Origin of the sequence: Haladaptatus sp. DYSN1, assembly GCF_029489995.1 — an archaeon.
Lineage (GTDB): Archaea > Halobacteriota > Halobacteria > Halobacteriales > Halococcaceae > QDMS2.
In genome coordinates, this window is sequence record NZ_CP120470.1 from 1 (window position 1) to 26653 (window position 26653).

A 26653-nucleotide genomic window follows, 5' to 3' on the forward strand; every position below is an offset into this window, starting at 1 on the left:
CCGTCAGTCCGAGTCTCGTAGACGTGAAACGCGGTCGAAAATGCATCCACCGGTGGGCCGTCTTCCGGTGGACCGGGGGGGTCCATTGGCTCTCGCTACGGGTGGAGCGTTGATAAATCCCGTGACGGGAATCACGGGACGAGAAGTGGAACGGTGTGGTGTGCGTGTGGTGGCACGCAGATTGGTTGGTCACCAATGTGGCACGCGGTGACCGTCTGTTGGGATGTCAGTGCGTGTGGTGGCACGCGGTGACTGGTTTCGCTGTAGGTGCAGTTTGGCGCTTAGACCGTGGCCTGCTGAACGCGCCAGGTGGTGGCGCTCGTGTACGACCACTTTTCGATGGTAATGTCAGTAGCTGACTCCTTGAGCTTGACCATCAGCCCGCCGATCTCCTTTGGGGAGAGACCGACGTCGTCGGCGATGAACTTGCCTTTGAAGAAGAATTCACCCTTCTCCATTGCGCGTTGCTTCAGGTAGTTCTTGAGCCGATCTTCTTTGCTGACAGTGGAGGGCTGCTGCGTTGTAGCGCTCATCTCTAACACCTCGACTGCTCATTCAAACTTCGGGAGCATATAAGGGCCAGAACCTTAGGATTGATTTGGGTCGTTTTACCGCTGAAGCGTCCGTCAGACAATCTTTTACGACGTGTTTTGCGGGCGTTTAACATTTTAAAGCCCGAGCTAACGGCGTAAAATCAAGAGTTGGTAAGTCACGATATTCGAGGGAAATTCGAGCGTCTCGAGTCCACAAATGCGGCAAATTGTTCCGCAAGCACAGTTTGCCTCGGATTGCGCGCGCTCAGTGGCGCGCAGACTACTGGCGTTCGTGGACCCAGAACTCCTCGTCAACTGTCACTTCCTTTTTAAACAGCGGAACTTCTTCTTTGAGGCGATTGATGCCGTCTTCGACCGTCTGGAAGGCCTCACCACGGTGGGCGGCGAGCACGACCACGAAGACGATGTCCTCGCCGTACTCGATGACGCCCGTCCGGTGGTGCATCACCACGTCGAGGACGCCGTCGCGTTCTTCGAGTTCCCGCGAGATAGTGTCCATGCGCTCCTCTGCGATGCCCTCGTACTTCTCGAACTGGAGGTACTCCGTCGGCGCATCGTTAGTAGACTCCTTCGCACGCACGCGACCCGTGAACGTGGCGATCGCGCCCGACAGTTCTGCCCGTTCTGAAGCCTTGACCTGTGCGACGAGCGATTCGAGCGTCTCGTACGGTTCGAGGTCCGCTACGGCTTCGACGATTGCGGGAACGGCTGCCGATTCAGCGTCCTCGACCCGGTAGAGCGTCTCGCCCGCGTGTTCGACGTCGCCACAGACGACGTGGGGCAGTCGCGCACCTGGCTCGCCCGTGACGATGGCGTAGGCGTGGTCCGGCGCGACGCGGTCGATGAGGGCCGAAAGCGACCCGTCGCCCGCGCCCGACCAGCCGGCGTCAGTGAGCGTGTAGGCTGTCGAAACGCCCGCTGGACGCGGGTCCTCGGGTGTGACGTCCACCCGAGAAATCGTCGCTACCCGCCCGTTCGAATCGAGTCGCGCGGCGAGTCGTGCCGCCAGCGCGTCGGCCCCGTCGCCACAAACTGAGAAGACCTGCATATCCGCCGAAACGGGCGCGACTCGCTTGTACGCTTCGCCGCCAAGTTGGCAACTCTTAAGGCGAACTCTGGGCTACCACGAACAGACATGAAGGTCGTCGTTTCTATCGGTGGGAGCGTGCTCGCACCGTCGCTTGGGTCAGAGCGAGTCGAAGAGCACGCCGCCGTCGTCGAATCGCTCGCAGGAGAGGGAATCAACCTCGGCATCGTCGTCGGTGGGGGCGGCGTCGCCCGCCAGTACATCAAGGCCGCCCGCGCCCACGGCGCGAACGAAATCCAGCTCGACCAGCTGGGCATCGACGTGACGCGGCTCAACGCGCGCCTCCTGCTCACCGCCCTCGGCGAGCGCGCCGCGCCGAAACCCGCCCTCACCTACGAGGAAGCGGGCGAAGCCCTCCGTCGCGGCGACATCGCCGTGATGGGTGGCGTCACCCCCGGCCAGACGACCGACGCCGTAAGCGCCGCACTCGCGGAGTACGTGAACGCCGACTTGCTCGTCTACGCGACGAGCGTGGACGGTGTCTACTCGGCTGACCCACGCACAGAAGCTGACGCCACGCGCTTCGAGGAGATGACCGCGAGCGAACTCGTAGACGTCATCGCCAACATCGAGATGAGCGCGGGGTCGAGTGCCCCGGTCGACCTGCTCGCTGCGAAACTCATCGAGCGCTCCTCGATGCGCGCCATCGTCTTAGACGGCACCGACCCCGAGCGCATCGGGAAGGCCGTCCGCACCGGCGAACACGAGGGTACGGACATCGTCCCCGAGGGCGTGGGCAACGAACCGACGTTCTGGGTTCCGTAAGATGAGCGACACAGCAGCCGCTCCCGAACACCGCGTCTTCTGGGCGGACGAGGTGGCAGACGAGATAGAAGCGCGCGACCCCGAAGACCCCATCATCATCAAGGGCGGCGTCTCGCCCTCCGGCATCCCCCACATCGGCCACCTGAACGAGATTATTCGCGGCTACTTCGTCGCCGAAGTCCTCCGCGAGCGCGGCCACGAGGTCCGACAGGTGTTCACCTCCGACGACAAGGACCCGCTGCGCAAGATTCCGCGTAAACTCGCCGACCTGGACTTCAACATCAAGGAACTCGGCGAACTCGAGAATCCGGGCGCACTCGGGCGCAACCTCGGCAAGCCACTGACCTCGGTGCCCGATCCGTTCGGGTGCTGTGACTCCTTTGGCGCACACCAGACGAAACTGCTCGCGAAGAATGCGGAAGCGTTCGGCATCCCAATCGAGGTTATCTCGAACACAGAACTGTACGCCGAAGGCAAGTTCGACGACGTGGTCGCCTACCTGCTCGAAAATCAGGAGAAGGCCGCAGATGTGCTCTCGAAGTATCAGGACAAGGTCGATGCCGACTACATTCCGTTCAATCCCATCTGTGAGAACTGCGGCAAACTCACCGAGACGGTGCTTTCCTACGACATCGAGGCGGGCACCGTCGAGTACGAGTGTACCGACCTGAAAGCCGGCGGCAACGTCATCGAGGGCTGTGGGCACAAAGGCACGGCCACCTTCCGCGACGGCAAGTTGCCGTGGCGCTTCGAGTGGCCCGCCCAGTGGCAGGTCCTCAAGGTCGACCACGAACCGTTCGGCAAGGACCACGCCGCCGGGTCGTGGCCCTCCGGCAAGGACATCGCAGAAAACGTCCTCGGTAACGAGGCCCCCGTCCCGATGGTATACGAGTGGTTCACCTACAATGGAGAGGCACTCTCCTCCTCCGCCGGGAACGTCGTGACCGCCCACGAAGTGCTCGAACTCCTCGAACCGGAAGTGTTCAAGTACTTCTTCTCGCTCTCGCCGAAGAAGGCCCGCGACTTCGACGTCTCGCGGCTGAACCAGCTCGTCGACGACTTCGACCGCTTCGAGGCCATCTACTTCGACCGCACCGACGACGAGGACCTGAAACCGCTCGCAGACCGCGTCTATCCGTTCCTCGTAGACGAAGTGAACGAAGACCGCGTGCGCCTACCCTACACCTTCGCGGCCGTCCTCGGGATGACCGACGACGTGGACCTGCGCGAAGAGATGGCGCGCAACGAGGAGCACTTCACCGACGACACGCCCGCGTGGGCGGTCGAAGACGCCCTGAAGCGCGTCGAGAAGGCGCGCAACTGGGCCGAGCGCATGGACAACGAGTACAACTACCGCCTGCAAGTTGAGTTGCCGGAGACGGACTTCGACGAGGCGACACAGGCCGCCCTCGAAGACCTCGCTGAGTTCGTCGAAGCGGGCCACGACGGCGAGGCGATTCAGGGCGAAATCTACGAGACGGCAAAGCGCCACGACGTCGGCGTCGGCGACTTCTTCACCGCTGGCTACCGGTTATTTTTCGACGCCGAACAGGGGCCGCGACTCGGCACCTTCCTCGGCGAACTCGACCGGGAGTTCGTCGTGACCCGCCTGCGCCGACAGGGCTGACCCACCTCGTCGTACCCCAAAACCCTCTTTGCGGTTAGGCACCTGATTTGGGGTAATGGTAGACACCCTCGTGTGGGTACTCGCTGGCCTGGCCTTCTATACGGTCGTCGCAATGGGCCTGCGAGCACGGGGCCTGCTCCCGCCGTCCGTGCGGATTCAGGGCCCCATCACGACGATTCATACACAACGCGGCAAGGCATTTCTCGACTGGTTGGCGGGCCCCCGTCGGTTCTGGCGGGCGTGGGGCAATCTCGGCATCGGCATCGCGCTCGTTATCATGGTCGGGTCGTTCCTCGCCGTGCTCTTCTCTGCGTACAGCACGCTCACCCAGCCAACGGCGAGTGCCATCACCGAACCGCGAAACGTCCTCGTGATTCCGGGGGTCAACGACTTCCTCCCGCTCTCTGCGGCCCCCGAAATCGTCCTCGGCCTCCTCATCGGCCTCGTCGTCCACGAGGGCGGCCACGGCCTGCTCTGCCGGGTCGAAGACATAAAAATCGAGTCGATGGGCCTCGCCCTGCTCACGCTGATTCCCGTCGGCGCGTTCGTCGAACCCGACGAGGAGAGCAGACAGAAGGCCGACCGCGGCGGACAGACGCGGATGTTCGCCGCCGGCGTGACCAACAACTTCGCCATCTCGCTCGTGGCGTTCGCGCTGCTGTTCGGTCCCGTCGTCGGCTCTATCGCCGTCGTGCCCGGCGCACCGGTCGGAAACGTCGCAGACGGCTCTGCGGCCGCTGCTGCCGGCCTCCAACCCGGTGACGTCATCACGCAGATAAACGGCCAGGACGTGACGAGCGCGAGCGAACTCGACGCCGTCCTCGCGAACGAGAGCCGAACCGTGGACGTGTCGCTCAAAAGCGGCGAACAACGCACCGTAGAGCGGTCGCTCATCATTACCGGGGCCGTCCCCCGCGTAGTCGAGGGCATCGACCTCTCTGGCGACCCGCCGACGATTCAGTCGGTGAACGGTACGCAAGTCGGCACGGAGGCAGAACTCCGTGACGCCCTCCAGAACCGCACCGTCTCGACCATCCAGACGGACAAAGGGAGCGCGACGTTCGCCGCCGGGGCACTCGTACAGGTGAGCCCCGACGGCCCGCTCACCGACGCTGGCGCACCCGAAGAGGAGACGATGGTCATCACGTCCGTAAACGGCACGCGGACGGTGGACCAGCAGGCACTCCAGCGAGCACTCGCGAACACGCAGGCCGGCCAGACGGTGACCATCGAAGGCGTCCTCGACGGTGAACAGGTCAGCTACGACGTGGAACTCGACGAGAACCCACGGACGGGTGGCGGTCTGCTCGGCGTGTTCACCCAGCCCGGCATCTCCGGTGTGACGGTTGACGACTTCGGCGTGGACCCGTACCCCGCAGACGAGTACCTCGCGGCACTCGGCGGCGACGGCGAGGGCGGGTTCGGCGCAGTGTCGTTCATCCAGCGCATCGGCGTCATCCTGTTCCTGCCGTTCGCGAGCGTCCTCTCGCCCGGACTCAGCTACAACTTCGCCGGGTTCGTGGACATGGTGACGAACTTCTACGAGATTCGCGGCCCGCTCGCGTTCCTCGGCGGTGGCGTGTTCACCCTCGCCAACGTCCTGTTCTGGAGCGGCTGGGTGAACCTCCAGCTCGGCTTCTTCAACTGCATTCCGGCGTTCCCGCTCGACGGCGGGCACATTCTCCGGACGAGCACGGAAGCCATCGTCTCGCGACTTCCCGTGCAGGACGGCCGTGAGTTGTCCAGAGCGATTACGACCTCGATTAGCCTCACGATGCTCGCGGGCCTCGTGGTGATGATCTTCGGGCCGCAACTGCTCGCCTGAAACTCAAAACGCCCTTATCTTTGCCCGCTAACGTCCATCCATGGAGCGACGCGAACCGCCACAGACCGACGAGGGCTGGTACGCACTGCACGACTTTCGGACGGTGGACTGGGACGCCTGGCGCGAGGCCCCCGCCCGCATCCGAGAGCGAGCCACAGCAGAGGGCGTCGAGTTCCTCACCGACCACGAGGCACTCGCCGATGCGGAGGAGGGTGCGTCGGCCGTCTTCTCGATTCTCGGGCACAAGGCCGACCTGCTCATCTTGCACCTGCGCCCGACGATGGCCCACCTTGACGTCGCAGAGCGCCAGTTCGAACAGACCGCCTTCGCCCAGTTCACAGAGCAGACCTCCTCGTACGTCTCCGTGACGGAGGTTTCGGGGTACATGTCCCAGGAGTACTTCGAGGAGGACGGCGACGTGGACACCAGCATCGCCCGGTACATCCAGTCGCGCATCAAGCCGGACATCCCGGACGCCGAGTTCGTCTCCTTCTACCCGATGAGCAAGCGCCGCGGCCCCGAGGACAACTGGTACGACCTGCCGTTCGACGAGCGGGCGGACCACCTCTCGGCCCACGGCGAAATCGGCAAGCAGTACGCCGGGAAGGTAAAACAGGTCATCACCGGCTCCATCGGCATGGACGACTGGGAGTGGGGCGTCACCCTGTTCGCCGACGACCTGACCGACGTAAAACAACTGCTCAACGAGATGCGCTTCGACCCCTCTACCTCCCGCTTCGCGGAGTTCGGCCAGTTCTACGTCGGGCGCCGATTCCCGCCCGCTGACCTGGAAGCCTACCTCGCGGGCGAACACGTCCCGACCGGAACGGCCCCCGCAGTTGAGCAGAAATCCGCAGACAGCGCCAGTTCAGGCGGCAAGCCACCGGTTCCAGAAGAGGACACCCACGAGGAAGTCGACCGCGACCAGTTCGAACAGGAACTGCGCAAGTACGGCGTCCGACTCGACGAGTATCCAGAAACGGGCTACGGCCTCATCTTCGAGTCCACCGCCGACGCAGAGGACCTCGCCGCCGAAGTCAGCGGCCTGCGCACAAACTTCGACCACTACGACACCCACGTCATGACCGCGGTGCGGGCCGACGCCGGCCACGCGGGCGTCATCAGCCTCTGGAAGAACAAGCGCGCCGCCGACACCGCATCCGGCTTCCTCTCCGACTTAGAAGGCGTCCAGTCGGGGATGGGCGCACAGATTGGCGAAGAAGGGGGCACCGAGAGCGACGACGAAGCAGACGAGACCGCCTCACACGGCACTGACGAAGACGCAGACCTCCGCGCCGAACTGGAGGACCTGAACATCTACTCCGGCCAGCCACACGGCGAAGATGTCTACGCGATGGTGCTCTACTCGGAGGCCGACCCGCAGGAAGTCTACGACGAAGTCGACGGCATGCGCGAACGGTTCGACCACTACGACACCCACGTCAAGACGGCCGTCTACGACGCCGAGATGGCCGACAAGACGGCCATCGTCAGCATCTGGAAGACCCAGAGCGCGGCCAACACCGCAGGCGGGTTCCTCGCAGACCTGCCCGGCATCGTCGCCCGCGCCGGCGAAGAATCCGGCTTCGGGACAATGGGAATGTTCTACACCGTGAAACCGGAGCACCGCGAGGACTTCGTCGAGAAGTTCGAGGTCGTCGGCGGCCTGCTCGACGACATGGACGGCCACTTAGAGACCGCGCTGCTCGCCAATCTGGACGACGAGAACGACATGTTCATCGCCAGCCAGTGGCGCGACAAGGAGGACGCGATGGCGTTCTTCCGCAGTGAAGCTTTCCGCGACACCGTGCAGTGGGGCCGCGACATCCTTGCAGACCGGCCGCGGCACGTCTTCTTGGCGTAGAAGTTCAGTTCACCTTTTCTGGCCGCTCGGGATTCACCAGATGGTACAGCACCTCTGATTCGACGAGATACGGGTCGCCGTCCATCACGGCGTTAAATTCTTCGATGAAGGCCGCCATCTCGTCGGGTTGCGCCTCGGGATTTTCGGTGACGTGTTTGAACACGTCGTACACCGTCGCGCCGTCTTCGGCTTCGATGTAGTAGGTGACGAACGGGCCTTCGTCGTCGTGCCGAAGGAACGCCGATTCAGTGTGGACGCCCTCCGCGTCGAGGATAGCGAGTGCGGCGTCCAGCGTTTCTGGGTCGTCCAGCTGCGACAGGAGAGCCTTCGCGCGGTCTACGTTTCCGTCCGCGATGCGCTGGTTCACGAGGAGCACGTCTACCATGTGAAGACCTCCGCACCGTCGGTGCGTAAGTCTTGGCCCGTCAACAGGTTCGCCCACTTCACTTCGACCGTCAGACAGGTTCCGTAAGCGGGTCTCGACTCGCAACGAAGGGGTTCGACTTTGCAGTTCAGTTACGCGCTGTCGCTGACAGGTAAACCGTGGTGAAAGTGAACGAAAATCAGCGTCAGACGCCAGCCTGCATTCGGTTTTCGAGTTGCAACCGAGGGGTTGCGATTACGCGCCAGCGTTCTTAAGTTTCAGGCCGGCGGCTTCGATGTCTTCGCCATCGACAGAGGAGCGAAGGCTGTCCATGCCGTCGTTGCGGTCGATTTCGAAGTTGGTCTCGTAGAGCGCGGCGACGCGCTCCTGTTCTTCCGGCGAGAGCGGCGGCGTCTCGGAGGCAGCGGCCCACTCGGTGATGTCGTCGGTGGAGTGGAACGTCGGCGTGACGGAGGCGACTTCGTCGTGGCTGAGGAGCCACTGGATTGCGGCCTGGGCCATGGAGCGCTGGCCATCCCGTTCGAGGAAGCGCACGGTTTCGAGTTTCTCCCAGCCGGTTTCGTACCAGGCGTCGGGGCGGAACCCACGGTGGTCACCGGATTCGAGTTCCGTCTCCGGACGGACCTGCTCGTTCAGGAGGCCCGAGGAGTGGGGCACGCGGGCGATGATGGAGGTGTCCGCGTTCTCACGACGGATGGTGTCGAGGAAGTGCTGGCCGGGCACCTGCTCGAACATGTTGTACACCGTCTGGATGGCGTCGAAGTCGAGTTCGACGGCGCGGTCGCCTTCTGCGAGCCACCCAATCGAGGGGCCGAGCGCCCAGCCGAGGGCATCCACGCGGCCCTCGTCGCGCAGTTCGTAGAGCACGTCCATGACCTCGGGCGTGACCTCGTCTACGTTCGCGTTGTGCAGTTGCAGGAAGTCGATGTGCTCGACGCCGAGGCGGTCGATGCTCTTTTCGACGCACTGGCGCATCCAGTCGGGGTCGAGGTTCTTCGGAATCTCGCCGTGGCCGGCCTGCGCGTGGTTGTAGAAGTCGTAGCCGATTTTCGTGCCGATGGTGACTTCGTCGCGGTGTTCTGCGAGTGCCTGGCCGATGAGTTCCTCGCTGCGGCCGTGGCCGTACACGTCACCGGTGTCGAAGAAGGTGATTCCCTCGGAGAGGGCGTGCTGGACCATCTCGATGGATTCGGCTTCCGATTTGTCGCCCCACCAGTCGGTGCCGACGACCCACGCACCGAAGCCGACTTCGCTGACCTCGACGCCCGAGTCGCCGAGTGTTCGGTAGTGCATGGGCGGGGGTAGGGACGAGACGCACTTATCCGTGTGCATTCTGCCCCGACCGGCCGTTACAGTTATTGTGGAGTGCGGTTCCGGAAGTGCCGTAACGGAAACCCCTATCAGTCACCAGCGTGAACGAGTTGCCATGACGAAGCGACACGTCCACCTGCCTGACGCCGCAGAGGCAGGCGTCAGGGCGTTCATCGACGAGGTCGATGAGCGACTCTCGGGTGACGAAGAAAGTACCTGCGAGGTCGTAGAGGACGTTCTCGTAGACCTCTACGGCGACCGAGACGCATACGAACGCTGGCAGAACGGCGAGTCGGTCTCTACCGCAGAGCGCGTTCGCCTGCAGGGCTACGACCCGTGTAACTCCACCCTCGAAAGCGAGTACTACGCGGAGAAAGACGAGGAGAAGTTCAAGCGCTCGAAACACCTCCAGTGGCTCTGGCGGCAGTTCGACGCGACGCCGATGGCGGACAACATCGAGTTCGCCCTGCGCTTCCGGCAAATGCTCGCGAACCACCTCTTCGAGGATGCAGGCGACAACCTCCGCATCTTCAAGGGCGTCACGATGACCTACGGGCACAACATTTCCATCGGCGACAACACCGTCATCCACGACGACGTCCACCTTGACGACCGCGGCAAGCTCACCATCGGGCGTCGCTGTTCGATTTCCGACGGCGTCCACATCTACAGCCACGACCACGACATCAACGACCAGACCGCCGTCGAAAACTTCCACACCATCGTCGAAGACGACGCACGCCTGACGTTCGACGTGATGGTTCGCGCCGGGGTCAAAGTCGGCGAAAACTCGGTCGCCGGTGCCCGGTCGGTCGTCCAGCACGACGTGCCACCCCACCACGTCGTCGTCGGCCAGCCCGCAAAGAGCGTCCGCGTCAAACCCGGCTGGGAGTCAGTCGCCCACCCGGTCGACGAACGCTACGAGAGCCACCGCGACGAGCGCAAGATTCCGTACGAACTCCCCGAGGAGTTAGACGAGTTCGACGAATTCGGGCGCACGCGACAGCCGCCGAACTGATTTTCCCACCCAGACGAGGACTTTTGGCCCAGACCCACCAAGCGAGGCTATGCTCCGCTCGTTCGACGGGAAGGAACCCCAAATCGCAGACAGTGCCTACGTCGACCCCGCAGCCGTGGTCATCGGCGACGTGCGAATCGGTCCCGACGCCAGCGTCTGGCCGAACGCCGTCCTCCGAGGGGACGTCGGAACCATCGAAATCGGCGAAGGGGCGAACGTCCAGGACAACGCGACGCTCCACGAGGACGCCGTCCTCGAACCCTACGCCACCGTCGGCCACGGCGCGATCGTCCACGACGCGACGGTACGCGAGCGAAGTCTCGTCGGCATGAACGCCGTCGTCCTCGACCGGGCGGTAATTGGCGAGAAGTCCATCGTCGCGGCCGGCAGCGTCGTCACCGAGGACACCGAAATCCCCGGCGGCGTGCTCGTGGCCGGGTCGCCCGCCGAAGTGAAGTTCGAACTGGAGGACTCGGGCTGGTTCGCCGCCGGCGACCGGTACGTCGCCCTTTCAAAGCGCCACGCGGAAACGTCGGAATTGCTCGCAGACGAGGGCTTTTCCGCCCGTGAGCCCTAACTGCGAGCATGAATCGACGCGCCTACCTCGCAGGCGTCGCAGCCACTGCCACGGCCGGACTCGCCGGCTGTACCCTCCCCGGCCTCGGCGGGTCCGCCCCCGACGATTCGACGACCACGGTCGGTGACCAGGAGGTCGTGGTCGAAACCTTCGCCACCGGCCTCGAGGTCCCGTGGGGGGCAGCGTTTCGCGATGGCGACCTGTATCTCACCGAGCGCCCGGGCCGCATCGTCCGCGTTCGCGACGGCGAGCGCGAGGTGGTCCGCGACATGACCGATTCGACCGCCGCGAGCGGCGAGGCTGGCTTGCTCGGCCTCGTATTCCACCCCGACGACCCCGACGTGGCCTATACCTACCAGACGCACACCCCGAACACGCGAATGCTGAATCGTATCCTCCGCCACGACGTCGGGAACGACTGGGCATTCGAAGAAATCGTTTCGGGCATCCCCGGCGCGACCACCCACGACGGCGGCCGCCTCGCGGTCGGTCCCGAGGGCGCACTGTACGCGACGGCGGGCGACGCCCGCGAACGCGACGGCGCACAGGACACAGAGACGTTAAACGGGAAGGTGCTACGCCTGACCCTCGACGGGGAACCACACCCGGACAATCACTTCGACAACGCGGTGTTCACCTACGGCCACCGGAATCCACAGGGCCTCGCCTTCCGTGATGACGGCGTGCTCTTTTCGAGTGAACACGGCCCGGACCGCGCGGACGAAATCAACGTCCTCGAAGCCGGGAACAACTACGGTTGGCCCGACGTGATGGGCGATTCCGGTGGCGAGTACACCGACCCGCTCGTCTCCTACACGCCCACGATTGCCCCGGGGAGCGCGGCGTTTTACGACGGCCCCATCAGCCAGTGGCAGGGTGACCTCTTCGTGCCGATGCTGAAAGGGTCGTATCTGCGGCGAATTCGGTTCGATAACCGGACTGTAACCGAACAAGAACAGTTGTTAGTCGATGAATTCGGCCGACTCAGGACGGCATTTTCGGGACCGGGCGGCCACCTCTACGTCACGACGAGCAATCGAGACGGGCGCGGACTTGCCAAGGACGGTGACGATCGCGTCATCCGGCTTAGACCAGCCTAAGGGCCTGTAACGCCGAAGAGACAAAGTACCTTGACACCGTATCTCAAAGTATGCTCGACGCGTGGGGGTGGGTTGTCGCCTACATCATCGGGTTCACCGTCATCCACCTGTTGGTCTACCAATACCTCCGCACGAGCGATGAGTCTCGATTCGAACAATTCTCGCCGAGCGACGCCTCCGGGTACGAGGGGTCGAGCGCGACTGCGGACTACGGAACCCAGAGCGGGCACGTCCCGGGCGAGTTCCGCCAGTGTCCACACTGTGGCACCCAGAACGAGGCAGACCCGGTGTTCGTCTTTTGCAAAGAGTGTATCCAGCCACTCTCCGTTTAACGTTTTAGCGTCGTGCCCCGAGTGACCACTATGCCACGAAGCGTCGCCATCAACATCGGCGCGAACACCAACGCGCCCGGCTTTCGCGGCCCGATTTACGACGACGGCAGTTTCGAGTACGTCCCGATACCGGAAGAAGCGCCCACGACCGACCCGGTCCCGACCTACGCAGACCTCGGTCTCTCGATGGAGATACCAGCAGAAATCCGCGAGACACCGGTCCACTTGGACCCGGAGTTCGCCGACTATGGTCCGTGTGAAAACTACACCTACGGCGACCCGTTCGGCGTCAAAGCCCGACCGCTGCAATCGCTCGAAGCGGGTGATTTCGTGTACTTTTACGCCACCCTTTCGACAGCGGGCGACGACCCCGCGCCCTGGATTGCCCCGCGCTGGGGCTGTTACATCATCGGGCAGTTCGAACTCGCCCGCGACCCGGTTTCGGGCGACGATTTCGACGAGCTTTCGGCGACTGAGAAAGCGGCATTCGCCTCGAACGCCCACCTCAAACGCGATCCCTTCGACGCCCGAGTGTTGCTTCGCGGCGACCCCAATGAGTCGCGCCTGTTCGACCGGGCGTTCCCGCTCAGCACGCCGGAGGCGGAGCGACGGCGAATCACGCCGTCACCGAGTGGTCCAGCGATTCTGGAAAGGGACCGTGGTGGCGACGACCGCTGCGGTTCGATGAATCTGCAACTGAAAAACTTCGGGCAGAACTCGGGGAGAAAACGCAGGACTAGGCGATGTCGCGGCTGGTGTCGATGGCGACTCGGTCTGCCAACTGGAGCTTGATGGCGTCTCGAATCGCGGCCCCGCCGCGATACTTTGGAATCGTCAGGCGATTCTCGATGGTTTCGCCCTTCACGTCCGTCGAGAGCGTGAAGACGAGGTCCGCCATGTACTCGGTGGTATCTCGCATCGGCGAAACGGCCCGCCCGTCGAGGCAGTGCAGGTAGGCAACGCCGCCGATGTTCACCATGTGAGTCTGGAGGTCGTTCAGGAAGTTGCGATACCGAACGCCCCCATCTGCTTCGAGCACGTCGACGGAGTCTACGATGAGGTTGACCCCCTCTGGCAGCTGTCGAATCAGTGCCAGCGCGTGGTCGATTGGCGCTTCAGCTTCGACTTCCTGGACGACCGGTTCACCCACTCGCGTAGACGTTCGGTCTATCGCGTCGCGGACCGCCTGTGCGGATCGCTGGGTGGTGAGATACAGCGTTTCGTGCTCGGCAGTCAATTCCAAGAGCACCAGTTCTGCCTGGCTCGCAGGCTTCGCCACGAGCGCGACGATACTGCCGGCCGGAATGCCACCACCGAGTTTGCGATCTAAAATTTCGATACCTGTTGAGACTGTTTTCATCGGCGACCCCCCACGGTTGCCGAATTGTCCGATTGTCCGTACACGCGTTTCCCCCAGTATGTGATGAGTGAGCCATGGGTATTGTTACCTACCTGATAACGGGGTTGCTACGTCGAAAGGCCGCTCCGATAACGGTTGTCGGGAAAAACACCCGCCGGATGCCGAAAATGTGAGCCACTGTAGATGTCAATCTCGAAAATGTCGTTTCATCCGGAATACGAGCCCGTAAAACCCGGAATAACCCGTAATTATGCTGGATAACGAGTTGTTAACGCAGCATCATCCTTTCGTTTCGTCATAGTTTAGTCACTCTATAATAACAGTCGTTAGTTCGTTACTGTCTTGCAGAGGGGCAATTTATACCATGAAAGAAAATACTGACGAACCGGACGACAACGACGAGACGTTCGATACGACTCGACGGGGGTTACTCGCGCTGGCGGGGCTCACAGGGCTGAGCGTGGTTGGCAACGGCCGACCATCCCCCAACGCATCGTTCCGAAATCTGACCCCGGAGAACGACGCTCTCTCCATCGACGGCAACCTCAACATGGAGGGGAACAACATCCTCAATCTGAACGACATCACGACGTCGGATGATTTCTCGTCCTGGAGCACCTCCGGCTCCGGAAACGGGACCATCCAACTCCGTGACTCGACCGCCCAGACGTGGTCGATGCGGGCCTACGAGGGCGACGGCGACGCCCCCGGCCCGGTCAAATTCCAGTCGCCGATTTCGGGCGCAGACGAGGATGATGCCGGTGCCGTAAATCCAGGAAGCCTGGAAATCACCAAGGGCGCAATCCTCGATTCGATGTCCGTCAAGAGCTGGAACGTCGTGGACGTCACCGAGCGCGGCATCCAGCCGGGAACGGACGACGACCTCGGGAAGTTCATCAAGGACGACTTCGACGGTGGCGTCAACAGCACGACCATCTACGTTCTCCCAGAGGGCGAGTACACCTGGAACACCGCAGTCACCGTCGAGAAGTTCGACGCCTTCGGTATCATCGGGAAGCCACAGGCGAGGGTGAAATGCAGAGATCCGCAGATGACCCACTTCCTGAAGTTGGGCAGCGGGGCGAAGGACAACGCAGACATGTTCCTCTCAGAGAACATCACGTTCGACATCACCATGCCGCAGTGTGCGGCTTCCTCCATCCAGGCGGCTGTAGACGAGTACCTCTACATCAACAACATCAAAATCATCGGCGAGATGGACCGCGACTACGGTCAGGTCTACTCCATCCACCCGACCCTGCTCAAGAACACCGGTCGCGGCTACGTGAGCGTCACCATGCCGGACGGTGGGTACTACAACCCGGACCAGAGAGAGCAAGAACACCCGATGGGCATCTCGCTCGAACGTGACCACCTCGGTCACATCGTCATCGAGAACTCGTTCATCGAGGGGTTCATCAACAACGGAATCTACAGCGCCGGTCACAACGGCCAGGTGAGCGTCCGAAACACCCAGATCAAAAACTGTGGTGCCGGGATGCTCCGCCTCGGTGACGGGGACTTCGCGTACAAGTGCCACCTGATAAACGACGACGCGGAGGACCGCGACTACTCCTATGCCGCCCTCTGGGTCGCGAAAGCCCGCCACGCCGTCGCGAACAGCATCTACATCGATGCGGTTCAGGGGACGCCCTCCGAACTCATCCGCGTAAACGAGGACACGAAACACTGCCAACTGACGAACATTCACGTCAACTCCGACGACTCCCAGTACATTTGTGAGTTCAGGGGCAGCGGCGACGACGAAGGGATGATCGTCTGTTCGAACTGGACCATCAACGACACTGGCGGGAGCGGCACCCGGGCGCAACTCGGGCGCATCAGCCGCGCGAACGTGAAGATTAAGGACTGGGAAGTCCGGTTGAACCCGCCGTCCGACGGCAAGCGCCACGGCCTCGTCATCGACGCGCCGTGGGTGGACATCAGTGGCTGTACGTTCTATCACGGGAAGGGAGACGACGGCCTCTCGCTGCTGCTCGACGACGGTGCCGACTACATCCGGCTTCAGAACAACGACTTCAAAGCCGGAAAGCTGTACCAGTACAGTCGCGCCTCGCTCAAGAACGGGATCGTGACGGGCAATCGCTTCAGAAGCGGAACGAGCATGTCGGGCGAACGAACAGGCTGGACGACCAGCGTCAATCAGGGCGGCCTCTAACCGAGGCAACCTGAGAATCCGGCAGACCCTGACGGCTCACATACCGTTTTGAGGGCTCGCCCGAAACGCCCGGTGCATGGCCACAGAGTCCCCCGAACGAACCTCACTCGCAGCGAACGTTCGGGGACTCTGGAGCGATGGCCGCGGCCCGATTCTCGTTTCGATTGCGCTCGGCTGGTTTCTCGTCTACGGACTCAGAGCCGCGGTGCCCGCGATTCTACCGCAAATCAAGACGGCGTTCGTCCTCGACAACGCCGCCGCCGGCCTCGCCTACTCCGCGCTGTGGAGTGGCTACGCCATCATGCAGTTTCCGGCGGGGCTGCTCGTCGACCGCTTCGGCGAGCGGACGCTCCTCGTGGCGAGTCTCGGCCTCACCGCGCTTGCCGTCGCCGGACTCGCACTCTCGCCGCTGTTCGCCGCGTTCGTCCTCGGTAGCCTGTTGCTCGGCCTGGGGATGGGACTCTACGGCCCGGCACGCGGGACGATACTCTCTGCAGTGTACGACAAAAGCGATGGAACCGCAATCGGCGTGACGTTCGCCGCGGGGAGCATCGGCGGGGCGCTGATCCCCTTTCTGGCCGGGGTGCTGGTGGTCAGCATCGGCTGGCGCACCACCCTCGGCCTGCTCGTCCCCCTGTTCGCGCTCATCGCCCTGTTCGTCTGGCGCGTCGTCCCTCGTGCCCGGTCTGCAGCAGTCGGCAACGATGGGCGCAGTGTCGCCAAGGATATGGACGGCATCGTCGAGGGTGTGCTCAAGCGTCCGGTACTCATCGCCGTCGTCGCGATTACGCTCCTGCTCTCGAGTTTTCAGGGCTTCGCCGCGTTCTTTCCGACCTACCTGACCGAAGTGAAGGGACTCAATCAGGGGACAGCGGCGGGACTCTATGGGCTCATTTTCCTCGCCGGAGCGGTGGCCCAACCGCTCGCGGGCGGCCTCGCCGACACGTACAGCGACCGGGCCGTCCTCGCCGTCGCGGCGGCCATCGGCGCACTCCCGCTGTTCGTCGTCCCGTTCGTCTCCGGGGTCGTCCCGTTCGCCATTCTCTCGGCCGTAGTCGGGGTGCGACTCGGGACCTATCCGGTCACGAACGCCTACATCATCCGGTTGCTCCCGGACGAGGTGCAGGGCGCATCGTGGGGACTCGTCCGAACCGTGTTCTTCCTCGTCGGCGCGGCGGGTCCGGCCCTCGTCGGCCTCCTCAGCGATTTCTCCGGGTTCGAGACGACGTTCCTCGTCCTCGGCGGCGTGACTGTCGTCTCGGCCATCGTCTACGCGCTGTTGCCCGTACCCGGAACCTACGGGACGTGAGGGCGAACGTACATCCGCTGCGGAACCGAATCGCTGTACAGCCGCGCAGTCACGACCCGAGAGAAGCGCTACGTTCAAGTGTGACGCCGAAGAATGGAAAGACGCAGACAGCGCGTCCGTGGTCTAATGGCATGACTTAGCCTTCCCAAGGCTACAATCCGGGTTCAATTCCCGGCGGGCGCACTTCTCAGACCCTCGAATCGACGAGCCACGGCCCCGTTCGCGCTACGAACGTCCACAAATTCGCCGTGGTAACAAGGCTATTTGACGCTCCCGCCCCTACTTTCGCCAATGACCGATACTCAGTCCGCCGACGTCGCAACTCGAATCGACCTCTCGTTTACAGAGGCCGAACTCGACGCCCACCGCGAACACATCACTCAGTTCATCCGCGACCAGGTTCGCGCCGCGGGCGTCGATGGGGCCGTCCTCGGTCTCTCGGGCGGTATCGACTCGACGCTCACAGCGTTTCTCGCGGTCGAAGCACTCGGGAAGAAACACGTCCGAGGCCTCGTCCTCCCGAGTGAGGTCAACGCGGCGGACAACATGAGCGACGCAGAGCGCGTCGCCCAGCTGCTCGAAATCGAGTACGACGTCATCGAAATCAACCCCATCGTCGAAGAGTTCCTCGCCGCCGTGCCGGAGGCCGCAGACGACCAGCTCGCCGCCGGGAACGTCCGCGTCCGCACGCGAGCCGTGCTCAACTACCTCGTCGCGAATCACGACAGCCGACTCGTCCTCGGGACGGGCAACCGGTCTGAGGCGCTCGTCGGCTACTTCACGAAGTACGGCGACGGCGCGGTCGATTGCCACCCAATCGCGAACCTCTATAAGGGGCAGGTACGGCAACTGGCCCGCCACGTCGGCGTCTCCGAAGACCTCGCGGCGAAGACCGCTACCGCGGAGATGTGGGTCGGCCAGACCGACGAAGAAGAGATGGGCGTCTCCTACGACACCTTAGACCAGGTGCTCGCCCTGCACGTAGACGGCCCGCTCACGAAGGCACAGACGATGGCGACCCTCGGCGTAGACGAGTCCGTCGTCGACCGGGTAGACGAACTGTACACGAAAAGCGAGCACAAACGTCACGTCCCGCCGGGCCCCGACCCGCTCTCGGGGCACTGAGGCGTTCCGTTTCGGGACCTACCCTTTTTCCGCGACGATGGCGATGCGGTCACCCTCAGCGAGCAGATAGTCACCCGGCGTCACAGACCGGCCGTTTACCTGCACGCGCACCGTGTCGCCGTCGGCTTCCGAGTAGGTCGTGCCGTCGTACGAGACAGTCGATTCCGTCACCGAGATGTTGAGTGTCCCCATGGCGTATTTGAGCGTGATTTGATTCGCGTGACCGTGCCAGGTGGTGCCGTCACCGCCCTCGAAGTGGAAGGCGGCGTCCTGACGCTGGAAGCGGTCCTGGCTGAAATCCAGCTGGTCACCGCCGATGGTCACTGTGATTGGACCGTGGAAGTGCGCGCCGCCGAAGTTCGTCGGGCGAATCTCGTCGCTTCCCGCGAAGAAGGTGACGTAGCCGATGATGGCCGCGACGGTGACGACGACCACCACGAGCGCGTAGGGTGCGGCATCGACGGCCGTCGGCTGGTCGCGGTCTACGCCCACCCGTCTGCGGTCGATTGGCCCGAGTTCTGCGGCGTGTTCGTCGCGCAGGTGACGGTGGTAGGCCGCCTCGTCTGCGAACGACGCATCACAGTACGAACACTCGGGCATTGGTTAGCAACTCCTGCACGTGGAAGCGACTCAACCTTTTCGGTGAGAGTCAAAATCGACCGCCGTCTCGACGAGGTCGGCGAACGCCTCGGCCTCGGCGCGCTCTTGAGCGTCCGTCGTGGCCTCGTCTCTGATGCGTTCTTTCACGACTCGGAGTGCAGCCGGGTTGTTCGACGCGATGCGCTCTGCGACCGCCTGCGGGTTTTCGGTGATCTGGGAGATGAGCCCCACGCGAAGGGCCTCGTCCGCGTCGATAATGCGACCGGTGAGGCCGATGTCGAGTGCTTCGCCCTGGCCGACGATTTTCGGCAGGCGAACCGTCCCGCCCCACGCACCGAAGAGGCCGAACACGACGCCGGGTTCCGCGAACGTCGCCCGCTGGGTCGCCACCCGAACGTCGCAGGCGAGCGCGAGTTCGACGCCGCCACCGCGCGCCGCGCCGTCGATACCCGCGACGGTGACGGCCTCCGCATTCTCGATGTTCGCGGCGACGCGCTGGCCGAGTTCGGCGAACTCCTTCGCTGCTTGGCCGTCCAAGTCCCGCACTTCGGAGAGGTCTGCCCCCGCGGAGAAGGCGCTGCCCGCGCCGTGGATGTAGACGACTGTCGCGTCCGTCTCGGTGACGGCCTCGGAGAGGGCTTCGAGACCGTCGACCGTGAGGGCGTTTCGCTGGGCGGGGCGGTCCAGAGTGACCACCCGCAAAGCCCCGGTATCCGTGGTCGAAATCATGGCAGGAAGTGACCGTCCGTTTCCAAAGGTCTTTGCCCTTCCCGCCGCTAAATTGGGGCAATGGAGGAAGCCGATGCGGTCCGCCGCGCCGCGCTGGACGCGATACGTGAAATCGAGCCAGTGCGCCTCCGTGGCGACTTGGAGGCCATACTCTCTACAGGGTCGATGGCCCCGGGGGTCCTGACGCTCCTTTGTGCCCAGGCCATCGACGGTGCCGAACCACACGCGATTCGAACCCGGGCCGCGGGCGTCCAGCTAATTTACGAAGGCCTTCGCCTCACGCGAACCCTCACACAGAACCCCTCGTGGGAGACCAACGTCGAACAGGCGAATTTGGACGTACTCGCCGCGGACGTGCTCGTCTCCCGCGGATTTCACCTTCTCGCCCGGACCGAAGCCGCGGACAACGCCGTCGCGACGGTCCAGGCCTTCGGCCGCGACCAGACGCTGCGAGGCGAACCCGACGCCGACACCGACGACTTAGACCGCAACTTAGAACGCGATGTCCTCGACCTCGCGCTCGTCGCGGGAACTACCGCCGTCGGCGCGACTATCTCACCCGCCCTGCGGGCGTTCGTCCGCGACCTGACGACGACCTACGACGATATCGCCTTCCCCACGGCGACGATTCTCTACACGGACGCCGTCACGGAGTCGCTCGCAGGCCATCTCGCGGCCCACGACGCGGGCAAGGGACTGGACGACGGGGTCCGAACCTCGGCGACGGATCCCTGATGCGAATCGAAACGTCTAACAACAAACCGCCGTAAGTGGGTAATGCCTGCCTGGGTAGCTTAGCGGTAAAGCGCGTCCTTGGTAAGGACGAGAGCCCGGGTTCAAATCCCGGCCTAGGCTCTTCTTACGAACTCACACAACGAGCGATAGCGAGTCGTTTCGAGTGAGTAGTGAGCCGTCAGCGGGATTTGAGCAAGGAGCGTTAGCGACTGAGTTCAAATCCCAGCCTCACGTGTCCCAGCAATCCAAATCCTACACAGCCACGACGTTCGCCTCCAGAAACGCCCGCATCGCATCGCTGAAGAACGCCGGGTTGTCGAGGTTCGAGGCGTGGCCACCCTCGGGGACGGCCCGGACGACGGCCCCGTCGATTCGAGCGCCGAGGAGGGGTGCGTGGCGGCGGAGAAACGGCGGTTCGTTTTCGCCGTAGAGCACGAGCGTCGGGGCGGTAATCGCCGCGTACTCGACGGTCGTCTCGTGGAAACTTGCGACGGCTCGAATCACCTTCGCGAACTCGTCGGTGGTCATCTTTGGTCCCTGCTCGCGGAGCCGTTCGATTTGCTCGTAATCGCCGCTCGAGCCCCGGGAGAGGCGTTCTTGAATCCAGACCAGGACCTTCTCGACGCGCTCGTAGCCGACGAGGCGAACGAACGGAATCGTCGCTTTGAGCATCGCAGACCGCTGGAGCCACTCGCCGCGAGTGAGGAGGGCGGGCGTGAACGTGTCCGCAAGCACGAGGCCAGCGATTTTCTCGGGGTGGCGGGCGGCGTACACCTGCGCGATGCAGCCACCCGTCGAGGTGCCACAGAGGACCGGTCGGTCGAGAGCGAGGCCGTCGATGAGCGCGTCCAGGTCGTCCGCAAAGAGGTCGATGGAGTAGGCGTCTCGGTCGGAGCCCCCGGTTTGGCCGTGGCCGCGCACGTCGTAGGCGATGGTCCGGTAGCCGTCGCTGAGGGCGTCTATCTGCGGGTTCCACTGGTTGTGGTCCACGATGGCCCCGTGAATGAACACGAGAGGTGGCCCGTCGCCACGCTCCTCGTAGTAGGTGAGAACGTCGTTCGTTCGGATCGTTGGCACAGGTGTATCTAGCGTCGCGTGAGAAGATGAACGTGTGCGGACAGGAGCCGTGAGGCGTCCACATACGGCATCTGCGAAGGACGTGAGAGTTTGGATTGCCGTGAAGACTGCCACAACACCGAAACCACTGGCTCACGAATCTCCGAGCATGGACGTTCAAGAACTGCAGGACTACCTCGAATCCGAACTCGACTTTCCCGCAGACATCGCGACGGTCCGCGAGGAGATTGGGGAGACGAAACTCGAATCGGCGAACACCGACGACGAGCTGACCATCGCGGAGGTGCTCTCGCACATCGAAGACGAGGAGTACGGCTCGCCAGTGGAACTGTTCGAGTCGATTCAGGCAAATCTGCCAGCTGAGTACGTCGGACGCGAGGGGTACACGGACAGGGGAACGAGCGGAAACGAGGCGAGCGAATCCGAAGACGAAGAAGACCAGTCGTTCTGACGCGGCGTTTGAAGACGATTAGGTCGTCTGTCTCGCGTGGCCGTCGTCGCAAAACCAGCTGCGCAAGCGTGTCAAACTATCAACGTCAATATTATTCCTAACGTAAGAATGTTTTAATTAATTCCGGCGTGACCGAAGGGATGGATTATGCCTTCCAACCACACGACACGACGGCAGGCGCTCAAGTTGCTCGGCGCCTCCGCGGTTGCGGCGGGCGGTATGGGCGTAGCGAGTGCGAAACAAGACGACCGAACCCTCTCACTGCTCGGCGAAGTCGGCGTGAGCGGAATCACGGAGGTGACGACGCAGGGAACCTACGCCTACGCGGCGACGAACGATGGACTCGCCGTCGTCGATTGGCGTAAACCCCACGACCCGGAACTGCTCGTAGACATGGAAGTCCCCGGCGCGGGCGTCTGGGACGTGAAAGTAGACGGCGACCTGCTCGCCATCAGCAGTCAGGGTAGCGAAGAACACGACCACGGCGACGGCGATGGGGACGAAGACCGCGCTCCCGAAGACGAAATCGGGACGCACTTTTACGACATCAGCGACCCAGCGAACCCCGAGTTCCAGGGGACGTGGCAGGTCCTTCCCGAGGGAGTCCACAACCACTACCTCGTCGGAGACGTCTGTTACATTGCGAAGGAAGCGCCGTTCGACGACAGCGAACTGCAAATCGTGGACGTGAGCGACCCGACGAACCCGTCGCTGCTCTCGCGGTGGGCCGTCGAGGACGACCGACCGGAACTCGACCGAGAGACCAATTTCATCCACGACGTGTACGTTCAGGGTGACTACGCCTACCTCGCCTACTGGGACGCCGGGACGTGGGTGCTCGATGTGAGCGACCCGGCAAACCCCGAGGCTGTAAGCGGGTTCGGAATGGCTCCGAACGCGGACCAAGCTCCCAACGGGAATCTCTGGGAACGCCTCCTCACCCTCCCGGGGAATTCCCACTACGTCCAACCAACTCCCGACGGCAAGTACGTGTTCGTGGGCGCAGAGACGTTCCCCGGCGGATACGTCGACAACCCGGACAACGACGACTACGGCGGCATCAAGGTGTTCGACGTGACTGATTTCGACAATCCCGAACAGGTGGCACGCATCAGTCCGCCTGACGTCGAGGCGTTCCGCACGTCGCATAATTTCGACGTGACGAGCAATCGCCTCTATACCTCGTGGTACGACGGGGGCCTCACGGTGTTCAACGTGACCGACCCTGCGAATCCCGAGGAACTGTCTCGCTACGACCCCGATGGGTCCTCGTTCTGGGGGGCCGTCTACGAGCGCGGGACGACCATCGCGAGCGACATCGGTCGCGGAATCGTGTTCCTCAGCGACGACCGCGGCAAACGCGCCGCGCCGAAGTTCAGCGGGTCGCGGCCGAGCAACGCAGCGCTCCAGCCGCCACACGGCGAAGAATAGTCGTCACTCCTCGTTTTTCGAAAGGGGCAGGAGACGGCGTGGACAGTCGAGCCACGAACCGTGGATGATGACGGACGTGAGCACGGCTTGTCGCGTCTGCGTCGAAACGAAGGGGACCGCCGCCGGGACCCCAATCCGACGGCATTCAGGGCGGTATGCGACGAACCGGACTGACGAGGTTCGTGGCACAGTCACCGCGTCCCACCCCCGGATGGACGATTGGGCCGCGCGAACTTATATCTACTGTCCAACGTTCTGAAATTAACTGACGGGAGCGGCGTGAAGTGAGCGATTACCGGTCCATATACGAGGTGAGCAGGGTGCCAAAGCCGACGAATCCGAGCAGTCCGAAGGCTGGCGAGAGGTAGAGGAACCACTCGCCGACCGCGGGCGTTCCGACCATGGTGAACAGCCAGACCTGACCACCGCACGCGAGGGTGATCATCGCGAGACCGAATCCCCGGACGGCGGTTCGCTGTCGCGCCATACACCACGAAGACGGAGGATGAGCCTGAAGCTTGCGACGTGATAGTCAGTAACTAACGTTTTTACGCCCGCCGTCGTATGGAGGCCGTATGAGGTATGTCATTGTAGGCTTCGGGCGCGTGGGTCACCGAACCGCGCGAATTCTAAAAGAGGAGGGGCACGACGTCACCATCATCGAAATCGACCCGAAAAAGTGTGACCGTGCCCGCGACGAGGGGTTCTCGGTCATCGAAGGCGACGCGATGGACGAACAGATACTGAACGACGCAGACCTCGATTCGGCGGACGCCTTCGGCGGCCTCTCCGGCGACCTGAACGTGAACTACGCGGCCTGTATCGTCGCCGCGAACCACGGCTGTCGAACGGTCATGCGCATCGACGAGGACTACCGCGAAGAAATTTACCAGAAGTACGCGGCAGAGGTAGACGAAATCATCTATCCCGAGCGCCTCGGAGCTATCGGCGCGAAGAACGCGCTGCTCGGCGGCGACTTCAACATCATCGCAGACCTCACCGCAGACCTCTCGCTCGCGAGTTTCTCGCTGCCCGACGACTCGCCGGTCATCGACCTGCACATCAGCGAAATCGAACTCCCAGACCGGGCCGTCCTCTACGCCCACGGTCGGGCGCACAACGCCCAGACTATCCCGCTACCCCAGACCGTCGTCCAGCCGGGAGATCGCGTCTCGGTCATCGCAGAGGTTGGTGACATGGACGAAGTGAAAAACGTCCTGCTTGGTGAGAACCGACAGGCGACGGCCAGCTACACCAGTTCGCCGGTGATGAACTTTCGCGCCCGCTCGTCGTGTGGGTGCTCGAACACTCGTTCTGTCGGCCCGCGTTCGATACACTCACCAGCCAACAGCACCGCCGTGCGGTCGGACACGCGGCGTGCTTGCTGCATGTCGTGGGTCGCGATGACGACGCCGATGCCACGATCACGCGCCCGGTCTACGGCCTGTTCGAGCAACGCGGTGTTCCGGGGGTCCAGATTCGAGGTCGGTTCGTCGAGGAGGAGCACGTCCGGTTCGACGGCAAGTGCCCGGGCGAACGCGACGCGCTGGGCTTCACCCGCCGACAGCCCGAGGGCGTGTTGGTCTACCTGGTCGCGCATGCCGACCGTTTCGAGGGCGTCGAGGACCGCCTCGTGGGTGCCGTTTCGGGACAGTCGCCCGGCGAGGCGGTCGGTCCACGACCGACGCACTTCGAGGCCGTAGGCCGCATTCTTGCCGACGGTCGTACTGAACAGACTTCGGTCCTGGAACACCATGCCGATGCGTCGTCGGAGCGCGAGGCGGTTCTCTCGTGGGAGCGACCAGACGTCCGTGTCGTCTACGCGAACCGACCCCTCCTGAGGCGGGTCGAACAGCGCGAGCAGGCGCAACAGCGTCGTTTTCCCGGTTCCAGAGGGACCCACGATAGCCAGGACTTCGCCCGGTTCGACGGCGAGCGAAACGTCGGCGAGGACCCGCCCGTTGTCGAAGCCGTGTGAGAGGTTCTCGATTCGAATCATGCGTCCCACCGTCCGCGGTCGCGGACCCACGCCCCAAGCGCGTTCACGCCGAGGACGAGGACGAGGAGGACGATACCGAGGGCGATACCCGTCTCGAAGCGCCCGCGTCGAGCCTCCACGGTGATGGCTGTCGTGAGCGTTCGGGTGAGCGACGTGCCGTCGGAGAGGACGATGTTCCCCCCGACGATAAGAATCGACCCGACCTCGCTGATTGCCCGACCGTAACCCGCTAGAATGGCCGTGACGATGCCGTACCGGGCTTCTTTGACGACGACGAGGGCCACGTCCAGCTGGGTGCCACCGGCGGCATAGGCGGCGTCTCTGACCGATTGGCCGACGCTCTCGATGGCCGAGAGCGTCACGCTCGTGATGACGGGGGCCGCGAGGATGACCTGCGAGATGATCATGGCCTCCGGGGTGAACAACAGTTGGAGGCTCCCGAGGGGGCCGGACCGAGAGAGCGCGAGCAAGACGACGAGGCCGACGACCACGCTCGGGAGACCCATCCCCGTGTTGATGACGGCGGTGACGACGCGCTTACCGGGGAAGTCGGTGAATCCTACAGAGAGCGCCACGGGCAGGCTGAACAGGGTGCTCAATAGCACCGCCGTCGTGCTCACCTGGAGGGACACGACAGTGATGCTGATGAGATAGCGCCAGTTCAGGTCCGCGAGGCTCTCTAACACGTGCTGTCCTCGGGTGTCAGGTGACTAAAAGGCCACGAGTCAGGTACTCACGACTACAGTCGTGGGTTTGCCTCAGCGGTGGGCCACCCGCCGTGGCAATTTAATTGTCCAGGAGACTCCGACTCTAACGCCTGACAGCGTGGGAGCATGGAGCAACCACTCGTGTTCATCGTCTCGGACTCTCGGGCCTCCTGACGGGCGACCCAACCCACAGGGAGTGCGTGTCTCACGCGGACGTGGCCAGAACAGCGTCCACCGAAACGTGGAGGTAGCACAACCGCCTGCGGTTCTTGTGCCCCGTGGTACAGTGTTCCATGCTGGACGTCGGATGTTTCGACGGAGAGGATGCGCCCTCGCCCCACGAAGCGGGGTTCACGTCGCTCGCAGTGCGCCCGCGACGTGTGCCTGTGTTGGACGAAGTTCCCGTGGTGCAACATCCCAATCAGGCAGTTCAAGGGCCAACACCACCAATCAAAGCGTTTTCGATGGGGTTGGCAATGTAACGTCGTCGGTATCCATCTGCTATC

26 protein-coding genes, 2 tRNA genes and 2 pseudogenes are annotated in these 26653 nt (G+C 63.2%); 18 read left to right on the forward strand and 12 right to left on the reverse strand.

Annotated features, from left to right (window positions below; all coding sequences use genetic code 11):
* Nucleotides 1-281: 281 nt before the first annotated feature.
* Both P0648_RS00005 and P0648_RS00010 read right to left on the reverse strand, forming a co-directional pair.
* The gene (locus P0648_RS00005; protein ID WP_276246302.1) at nt 282-533 is read right to left on the reverse strand and encodes a hypothetical protein; all 252 of its coding nucleotides are present in this window, start codon (nt 531-533) and stop codon (nt 282-284) included.
* A gap of 280 nt (nt 534-813) precedes the next feature.
* Nucleotides 814-1602 (reverse strand): molybdopterin synthase, encoded by a 789-nt coding sequence (locus P0648_RS00010; RefSeq protein ID WP_276246301.1) that lies wholly within the window; start codon nt 1600-1602, stop codon nt 814-816.
* 87 nt (nt 1603-1689) lie between these two features.
* On the opposite strand from P0648_RS00010, the gene pyrH reads away from it, so the two are divergent.
* Genes pyrH through P0648_RS00030 form a run of 4 tightly spaced genes read left to right on the forward strand, consistent with a single transcriptional unit; the run spans nt 1690 to nt 7722 of the window.
* Nucleotides 1690-2406 carry a UMP kinase gene (pyrH, locus tag P0648_RS00015; RefSeq protein ID WP_276246300.1) on the forward strand — a complete coding sequence of 239 codons (717 nt, stop codon included), beginning with the start codon at nt 1690-1692 and terminating at the stop codon, nt 2404-2406.
* Between the two features lies 1 nt (nt 2407).
* Nucleotides 2408-4033, forward strand: a complete 1626-nt coding sequence (gene lysS, locus P0648_RS00020; RefSeq protein ID WP_276246299.1) for a lysine--tRNA ligase — start codon at nt 2408-2410, stop codon at nt 4031-4033.
* A 55-nt stretch (nt 4034-4088) separates the two neighbouring features.
* Nucleotides 4089-5858 (forward strand): site-2 protease family protein, encoded by a 1770-nt coding sequence (locus P0648_RS00025; protein WP_276246298.1) that lies wholly within the window; start codon nt 4089-4091, stop codon nt 5856-5858.
* Nucleotides 5859-5898: 40 nt separating this feature from the next.
* Entirely contained in the window at nt 5899-7722 is a 1824-nt protein-coding gene (locus tag P0648_RS00030) for a heme-binding protein (RefSeq protein WP_277504763.1), read from the forward strand.
* A gap of 4 nt (nt 7723-7726) precedes the next feature.
* On the opposite strand, the gene P0648_RS00035 is transcribed toward P0648_RS00030, so the two are convergent.
* Together P0648_RS00035 and P0648_RS00040 are read right to left on the reverse strand one after the other, a co-directional pair.
* Nucleotides 7727-8107 carry a DUF6176 family protein gene (locus P0648_RS00035; protein ID WP_276246296.1) on the reverse strand — a complete coding sequence of 127 codons (381 nt, stop codon included), beginning with the start codon at nt 8105-8107 and terminating at the stop codon, nt 7727-7729.
* 234 nt (nt 8108-8341) lie between these two features.
* Nucleotides 8342-9400 (reverse strand): aldo/keto reductase, encoded by a 1059-nt coding sequence (locus P0648_RS00040; RefSeq protein ID WP_276246295.1) that lies wholly within the window; start codon nt 9398-9400, stop codon nt 8342-8344.
* A gap of 133 nt (nt 9401-9533) precedes the next feature.
* Here P0648_RS00040 and P0648_RS00045 point away from each other — a divergent pair, with 133 nt between their 5' ends.
* The 5 genes and pseudogenes from P0648_RS00045 (at nt 9534) to P0648_RS00065 (ending at nt 13185) form a co-directional block, all read left to right on the forward strand.
* Nucleotides 9534-10436 (forward strand): acyltransferase, encoded by a 903-nt coding sequence (locus tag P0648_RS00045; RefSeq protein ID WP_276246294.1) that lies wholly within the window; start codon nt 9534-9536, stop codon nt 10434-10436.
* Between the two features lie 49 nt (nt 10437-10485).
* Nucleotides 10486-11013 carry a gamma carbonic anhydrase family protein gene (locus tag P0648_RS00050; RefSeq protein ID WP_276246293.1) on the forward strand — a complete coding sequence of 176 codons (528 nt, stop codon included), beginning with the start codon at nt 10486-10488 and terminating at the stop codon, nt 11011-11013.
* Between the two features lie 8 nt (nt 11014-11021).
* On the forward strand, nt 11022-12113 hold the full coding sequence (locus P0648_RS00055; RefSeq protein ID WP_277504767.1) for a sorbosone dehydrogenase family protein: 1092 nt from the start codon (nt 11022-11024) through the stop codon (nt 12111-12113).
* A 50-nt stretch (nt 12114-12163) separates the two neighbouring features.
* Entirely contained in the window at nt 12164-12445 is a 282-nt protein-coding gene (locus tag P0648_RS00060) for a hypothetical protein (protein ID WP_276246291.1), read from the forward strand.
* A gap of 30 nt (nt 12446-12475) precedes the next feature.
* Nucleotides 12476-13185, forward strand: a pseudogene (locus P0648_RS00065) (hypothetical protein).
* Here P0648_RS00065 and P0648_RS00070 read toward each other — a convergent pair.
* Complete coding sequence (locus P0648_RS00070; protein WP_277504771.1) at nt 13182-13805, reverse strand: transcriptional regulator; 624 nt, start codon at nt 13803-13805, stop codon at nt 13182-13184. The pseudogene P0648_RS00065 and the gene P0648_RS00070 sit on opposite strands and share 4 nt — an antisense overlap.
* Nucleotides 13806-14169: 364 nt before the next feature.
* Between P0648_RS00070 and P0648_RS00075 the strand changes: the two genes are divergently transcribed.
* The 4 genes from P0648_RS00075 (at nt 14170) to P0648_RS00090 (ending at nt 18418) form a co-directional block, all read left to right on the forward strand.
* Nucleotides 14170-15984 (forward strand): hypothetical protein, encoded by a 1815-nt coding sequence (locus tag P0648_RS00075; protein ID WP_277504772.1) that lies wholly within the window; start codon nt 14170-14172, stop codon nt 15982-15984.
* Between the two features lie 76 nt (nt 15985-16060).
* Complete coding sequence (locus P0648_RS00080) at nt 16061-17293, forward strand: MFS transporter (RefSeq protein WP_276246287.1); 1233 nt, start codon at nt 16061-16063, stop codon at nt 17291-17293.
* A 112-nt stretch (nt 17294-17405) separates the two neighbouring features.
* Nucleotides 17406-17476: transfer RNA gene (locus P0648_RS00085), tRNA-Gly, on the forward strand.
* 108 nt (nt 17477-17584) lie between these two features.
* Nucleotides 17585-18418, forward strand: coding sequence for an NAD+ synthase (locus tag P0648_RS00090; protein ID WP_276246286.1), 834 nt, complete (start codon nt 17585-17587; stop codon nt 18416-18418).
* A gap of 18 nt (nt 18419-18436) precedes the next feature.
* Here P0648_RS00090 and P0648_RS00095 read toward each other — a convergent pair whose 3' ends face one another.
* The gene (locus tag P0648_RS00095; RefSeq protein ID WP_276246285.1) at nt 18437-19018 is read right to left on the reverse strand and encodes a hypothetical protein; all 582 of its coding nucleotides are present in this window, start codon (nt 19016-19018) and stop codon (nt 18437-18439) included.
* Between the two features lie 30 nt (nt 19019-19048).
* The gene (locus tag P0648_RS00100; protein WP_277504775.1) at nt 19049-19747 is read right to left on the reverse strand and encodes an enoyl-CoA hydratase/isomerase family protein; all 699 of its coding nucleotides are present in this window, start codon (nt 19745-19747) and stop codon (nt 19049-19051) included.
* Nucleotides 19748-19807: 60 nt separating this feature from the next.
* On the opposite strand from P0648_RS00100, the gene P0648_RS00105 reads away from it, so the two are divergent.
* Nucleotides 19808-20482, forward strand: a complete 675-nt coding sequence (locus P0648_RS00105; protein ID WP_277504777.1) for a hypothetical protein — start codon at nt 19808-19810, stop codon at nt 20480-20482.
* A 48-nt stretch (nt 20483-20530) separates the two neighbouring features.
* Nucleotides 20531-20602 (forward strand) — tRNA-Thr (locus tag P0648_RS00110).
* A gap of 132 nt (nt 20603-20734) precedes the next feature.
* Here the strand turns inward: P0648_RS00110 and P0648_RS00115 are convergent.
* Nucleotides 20735-21559, reverse strand: coding sequence for an alpha/beta fold hydrolase (locus P0648_RS00115; RefSeq protein WP_277504778.1), 825 nt, complete (start codon nt 21557-21559; stop codon nt 20735-20737).
* Between the two features lie 148 nt (nt 21560-21707).
* On the opposite strand from P0648_RS00115, the gene P0648_RS00120 reads away from it, so the two are divergent.
* Together P0648_RS00120 and P0648_RS00125 are read left to right on the forward strand one after the other, a co-directional pair.
* Nucleotides 21708-22010: a hypothetical protein gene (locus P0648_RS00120; protein WP_276246281.1), complete on the forward strand. Its 303-nt coding sequence runs from the start codon at nt 21708-21710 to the stop codon at nt 22008-22010.
* A 147-nt stretch (nt 22011-22157) separates the two neighbouring features.
* The gene (locus tag P0648_RS00125; RefSeq protein ID WP_277504780.1) at nt 22158-23441 is read left to right on the forward strand and encodes an LVIVD repeat-containing protein; all 1284 of its coding nucleotides are present in this window, start codon (nt 22158-22160) and stop codon (nt 23439-23441) included.
* 3 nt (nt 23442-23444) lie between these two features.
* Here the strand turns inward: P0648_RS00125 and P0648_RS00130 are convergent, their stop codons facing one another.
* Together P0648_RS00130 and P0648_RS00135 are read right to left on the reverse strand one after the other, a co-directional pair.
* Complete coding sequence (locus P0648_RS00130; RefSeq protein ID WP_276274746.1) at nt 23445-23630, reverse strand: hypothetical protein; 186 nt, start codon at nt 23628-23630, stop codon at nt 23445-23447.
* A gap of 103 nt (nt 23631-23733) precedes the next feature.
* Nucleotides 23734-23928: a hypothetical protein gene (locus P0648_RS00135; RefSeq protein WP_276246279.1), complete on the reverse strand. Its 195-nt coding sequence runs from the start codon at nt 23926-23928 to the stop codon at nt 23734-23736.
* Nucleotides 23929-24016: 88 nt separating this feature from the next.
* On the opposite strand from P0648_RS00135, the pseudogene P0648_RS00140 reads away from it, so the two are divergent.
* A pseudogene (locus tag P0648_RS00140) lies at nt 24017-24670 on the forward strand (TrkA family potassium uptake protein); the annotation flags it as partial.
* Nucleotides 24671-24690: 20 nt separating this feature from the next.
* Here the strand turns inward: P0648_RS00140 and P0648_RS00145 are convergent.
* Both P0648_RS00145 and P0648_RS00150 read right to left on the reverse strand, forming a co-directional pair.
* Nucleotides 24691-25440: an amino acid ABC transporter ATP-binding protein gene (locus P0648_RS00145; protein WP_277504809.1), complete on the reverse strand. Its 750-nt coding sequence runs from the start codon at nt 25438-25440 to the stop codon at nt 24691-24693.
* Nucleotides 25437-26126 (reverse strand): ABC transporter permease, encoded by a 690-nt coding sequence (locus tag P0648_RS00150; RefSeq protein ID WP_276246276.1) that lies wholly within the window; start codon nt 26124-26126, stop codon nt 25437-25439. Before P0648_RS00150 ends, P0648_RS00145 begins: the two co-directional genes overlap by 4 nt.
* Between the last annotated feature and the right edge of the window lie 527 nt (nt 26127-26653).

Coding starts and splice junctions, on each gene's coding strand:
- P0648_RS00005 (WP_276246302.1), bottom strand. CDS start 533: ATGAGCGCTACAACGCAGCAGCCCTCCACTGTCAGCAAAGAAGATCGG.
- P0648_RS00010 (WP_276246301.1), bottom strand. CDS start 1,602: ATGCAGGTCTTCTCAGTTTGTGGCGACGGGGCCGACGCGCTGGCGGCA.
- pyrH (WP_276246300.1), top strand. CDS start 1,690: ATGAAGGTCGTCGTTTCTATCGGTGGGAGCGTGCTCGCACCGTCGCTT.
- lysS (WP_276246299.1), top strand. CDS start 2,408: ATGAGCGACACAGCAGCCGCTCCCGAACACCGCGTCTTCTGGGCGGAC.
- P0648_RS00025 (WP_276246298.1), top strand. CDS start 4,089: ATGGTAGACACCCTCGTGTGGGTACTCGCTGGCCTGGCCTTCTATACG.
- P0648_RS00030 (WP_277504763.1), top strand. CDS start 5,899: ATGGAGCGACGCGAACCGCCACAGACCGACGAGGGCTGGTACGCACTG.
- P0648_RS00035 (WP_276246296.1), bottom strand. CDS start 8,107: ATGGTAGACGTGCTCCTCGTGAACCAGCGCATCGCGGACGGAAACGTA.
- P0648_RS00040 (WP_276246295.1), bottom strand. CDS start 9,400: ATGCACTACCGAACACTCGGCGACTCGGGCGTCGAGGTCAGCGAAGTC.
- P0648_RS00045 (WP_276246294.1), top strand. CDS start 9,534: ATGACGAAGCGACACGTCCACCTGCCTGACGCCGCAGAGGCAGGCGTC.
- P0648_RS00050 (WP_276246293.1), top strand. CDS start 10,486: ATGCTCCGCTCGTTCGACGGGAAGGAACCCCAAATCGCAGACAGTGCC.
- P0648_RS00055 (WP_277504767.1), top strand. CDS start 11,022: ATGAATCGACGCGCCTACCTCGCAGGCGTCGCAGCCACTGCCACGGCC.
- P0648_RS00060 (WP_276246291.1), top strand. CDS start 12,164: ATGCTCGACGCGTGGGGGTGGGTTGTCGCCTACATCATCGGGTTCACC.
- P0648_RS00070 (WP_277504771.1), bottom strand. CDS start 13,805: ATGAAAACAGTCTCAACAGGTATCGAAATTTTAGATCGCAAACTCGGT.
- P0648_RS00075 (WP_277504772.1), top strand. CDS start 14,170: ATGAAAGAAAATACTGACGAACCGGACGACAACGACGAGACGTTCGAT.
- P0648_RS00080 (WP_276246287.1), top strand. CDS start 16,061: ATGGCCACAGAGTCCCCCGAACGAACCTCACTCGCAGCGAACGTTCGG.
- P0648_RS00090 (WP_276246286.1), top strand. CDS start 17,585: ATGACCGATACTCAGTCCGCCGACGTCGCAACTCGAATCGACCTCTCG.
- P0648_RS00095 (WP_276246285.1), bottom strand. CDS start 19,018: ATGCCCGAGTGTTCGTACTGTGATGCGTCGTTCGCAGACGAGGCGGCC.
- P0648_RS00100 (WP_277504775.1), bottom strand. CDS start 19,747: ATGATTTCGACCACGGATACCGGGGCTTTGCGGGTGGTCACTCTGGAC.
- P0648_RS00105 (WP_277504777.1), top strand. CDS start 19,808: ATGGAGGAAGCCGATGCGGTCCGCCGCGCCGCGCTGGACGCGATACGT.
- P0648_RS00120 (WP_276246281.1), top strand. CDS start 21,708: ATGGACGTTCAAGAACTGCAGGACTACCTCGAATCCGAACTCGACTTT.
- P0648_RS00125 (WP_277504780.1), top strand. CDS start 22,158: ATGCCTTCCAACCACACGACACGACGGCAGGCGCTCAAGTTGCTCGGC.
- P0648_RS00135 (WP_276246279.1), bottom strand. CDS start 23,928: ATGGCGCGACAGCGAACCGCCGTCCGGGGATTCGGTCTCGCGATGATC.
- P0648_RS00145 (WP_277504809.1), bottom strand. CDS start 25,440: ATGATTCGAATCGAGAACCTCTCACACGGCTTCGACAACGGGCGGGTC.